At 40.3% G+C, this 3,250-nt stretch carries 3 protein-coding genes; all 3 read left to right on the top strand.

What is annotated here, in order from left to right:
• The first annotated feature begins 427 nt into the window (after positions 1 to 427).
• Genes ISF27_RS12955 through ISF27_RS12945 form a run of 3 tightly spaced genes read left to right on the top strand, consistent with a single transcriptional unit; the run spans position 428 to position 3,187 of the window.
• Positions 428 to 643, top strand: a complete 216-nt coding sequence (locus ISF27_RS12955) for a MerR family transcriptional regulator (RefSeq protein WP_194611889.1) — start codon at positions 428 to 430, stop codon at positions 641 to 643.
• 21 nt (positions 644 to 664) lie between these two features.
• Positions 665 to 2,638, top strand: coding sequence for a hypothetical protein (locus ISF27_RS12950; RefSeq protein WP_194611888.1), 1,974 nt, complete (start codon positions 665 to 667; stop codon positions 2,636 to 2,638).
• Positions 2,639 to 2,641: 3 nt separating this feature from the next.
• A complete protein-coding gene (locus ISF27_RS12945; protein WP_194611887.1) occupies positions 2,642 to 3,187 on the top strand; it encodes a hypothetical protein in 546 nt (181 codons plus the stop codon).
• The last annotated feature ends 63 nt before the right edge of the window (positions 3,188 to 3,250 follow it).

The following is a 3,250-nucleotide window of genomic DNA, read 5'->3' as shown; positions in this document are numbered from 1 at the left end:
AGCATATATCAAAGAGGAATCAATTTCACGACTGTTACCTAAAGATGCTGCATAATCATTCGACTATGGGTCTGGATGGTTTTTGCGAACATTTCTTGACATCATCGAGATATGAAAGAAACATCAAGTATCTGGATGGAATCCTGGAGTCACAGGGAATCTGCAATCACAAGAAGGTTTGCGAAGATATCTGATAGTGACCAGGGCGAGGCAGCTGAGAGGCTGCCTCCGGTACATAAAATAGGTGCACAAGATACTGGTCACCTATCAGGTAAAAAGCCTTTAGTAAATTGACATCCTTCGTTCAAAAAAATATAATTTGAACTGAATATTGGAGCTTTGGGAACCTGAGATGGCACCCAATTGTACGTTGAAGACACCACTGATTTCCAATCGGTAGTGTCTTTTTGCTTTTAGGAGACCTGCTATGATCGAAGGGTATATTTCAATAAAAGAAGCATCGGAAAAGTGGAATGTTTCGCCACGTAGAATACAGGTTTACTGTGCGGAAGGGCGAATCGATGGAGCGGCAAAGCTTGGGAGAGAATGGGCTATTCTGATTGACGCAATTAAGCCGGAGGATAAGCGAGTGACCACCGGGGAATATCGAAATTGGAGAAATAATACTACATCGGAAAAATAAAAACAGGGGAGCGCATAGATTATGAAACATGGTGTGTTGAGAAGATTTGCAACTGGAGTAGTTGCTACTTCATTGGCTGTGAGCTTATTACTGCCTGTAACAAATGTTGTATATGCAAAAGGGACAGATCAAACAATTACCCCGGTAGTATATGAATTGGATCAGAACAGCGATTATGAGTATTCTTTAGCTGAAAATGAGAGTAAAGCAAATCCTATAGGCGTTCTTACTGTAAATGGTGAAAAGTATTCATCTGTTGATAGTAATGGAATTCCTGATTTTGAAGTGAAGAAAGACTATCTTGACCAAACCACAGACTTTAACTTGTCCCTGTCTTATTTATATGATGACAGCTTACTTACGGCCGCCGATGATAGCTGGCATTTAGTGAGTGATGGAGACAAGAAAGTTGATTATATCTCCATTGGTGAAAAAGTTGGAAAAGGTGCTCTGATCGTACAGACATCTAAGGATCGTGATGTATGGGTCACGGCGTATACATCAACGAATATTTTTGAAACTGATACGAATGGAAAAACAGATTTCTATCAGACAACGGATGTTCAGTTAGTAGAGGGCTGCTATTATCGTGTGATTGTAGCTTACGAGCTTAGCCGAAAGGTGAGCAGCTCGAAAATATTGCTTTGGAACAAAGATGAATATGAATCGAAGAAATGTGTTGAAGTGTATGAGTTCCATGCATATGATTCGTCCGCAAATAAGATAAACCTGAGTTCCAATTCAAAGAAATACAATCTTGGTTCAAGAGTTCGAACAGAGAAATTCGATGGATACCAAGGCGTTGCTGAAATGAAAAAGGGTGATCCTCATTACGGTTGGGATTTGGGACAGTTCTTTGTAAGCGGATATACAGACACATCACTGGATAAAGATGGAAATGTTATCTTCCTCAAGAACACAGGTGATCAGGTATCTCTGTGGTTTAACTTACAGCAAACACTCGACCAGTTAAACAATAATTCTGCTCTGAAAATTGAAGCTGATACAGCTGGATATGATCAGTACTTCGAAACTCCAACAACAGACTTCGGGTATGGAGCTTTAATAATTAGAAAGTGCAACAGCGAAAACGTTAAGGAAAAAGCTCAGATTTATAGCGATTATCTGCTTGCAAGTGCAACTCCTGGCGCCGATACCAAGGTACAACTGTTTGAGGAGGGAGACTACGAAGTAGCTCTTGATTATGCAATTAAGCATGATAAAACAGTTGTTTTTGGTGCATCAATCCTTCCGGGAGAGTCCCATTATAGGATTTATTTCAAATTCTCTGTACGGAACTCAAATAGTATGTTTTTCCCTAGGGATCTGAAAACAACATCAGAGCTTTCGAATAATGCAATCGCACCTAATGGTTTTTACTTGGATCTTGCTGGATCAAAGTATCTGCATCTGAGCTATGTACGTGAAGTACTTGCACCAGGTGCGACAAGCTTAACAGAAGACATTCGTGAAAATAAGGCAGCTAAGGATGGTGATCAGTTCACCAAAGAAGGTATTTATACAATCACAGTAACGAATGAATCAACAGGCAAAGAAACGACGAAGAGAATATATGTTGGAAATGATGAGATATTAAAGGCGTATATGGTTACTGGGCTATCAATCAGCGAGATTCGTGACAGAATAGCCAATGGTTCGACAATTGCAGAGGATGGCTCCATTATTGATCCAGTAGTAATCGAAACAACAGTAGAAGAGACGAAAACGGAAACAGAAGCAACATCAATAGATGAATCTGTAGCGGCTGAAGAAAGCAACAGCGATTCAACTGAGGTTCAGGAAATAGTATCGGATCAGGATGATACTGATGTGAATACTCCTGACAACATTGATACTTCTGGCGAAGCGGATGAAGAAAGTCAGGATAAGGATTCATCTCCTGCAATACCGATTGCAGTTGGCTCAATTGTGGTTGTCAGTGTGGCTGCTATCATAGGTAAAAATCTTAAGAAGAAAAAGGATGGGGAGGCGTAACGTATGAAAAGAATTATAGCGTTTGTATTATGCCTTTCGCTTGTTTTAGTTGGTTGCGGTAACTCCATCAATACGTCATCTACAGAGACATCTTCTGAAACAGTGCAGGAGTCAAATACCGAGAGTGTTTCTGAAGAAAAAGAAGATTCCGATGCGTCAGTGGCTACATCAGAGGCAGCGGAGGTGGTCTCTGAAGAAGCAGCAATAGAGACACCTGAATCTGGAAATGCTGAGGATATTAACTTTTCGGGGTTAAATGATCCGGCGTTATTAACGTATGTAGAGAATACCGTATATGAAGACTTGATTGATGAGTTAAGTGACGGAGATTATTTCGTAGAAAAGGTCGATGCTATCTACTTATCAGAGGAATACATCGAAGAACTGGCATATAATTCTGAATCCAATGTGTTCTTCGGATACACACTGGATGAATTGGAACAAGCATTTCAGGGAACACGATACGTATTTACTTTAGGTGATGATGGCCAGACTACAGTAGTTCCGCTAGAAGAAATTTTGTTGACTTCCAATAAAACGTGCAACTAGAGAAAAACTGCGCGCAATACAACGCCCCAAAAGCCTTGAAAACACTGGATAATTCCGCATTTT

This window comes from Clostridium vitabionis (genome assembly GCF_015351765.1).
GTDB lineage: Bacteria > Bacillota > Clostridia > Lachnospirales > Lachnospiraceae > Clostridium_R > Clostridium_R vitabionis.
This window is presented reverse-complemented; position numbering and strand designations above follow the sequence as displayed.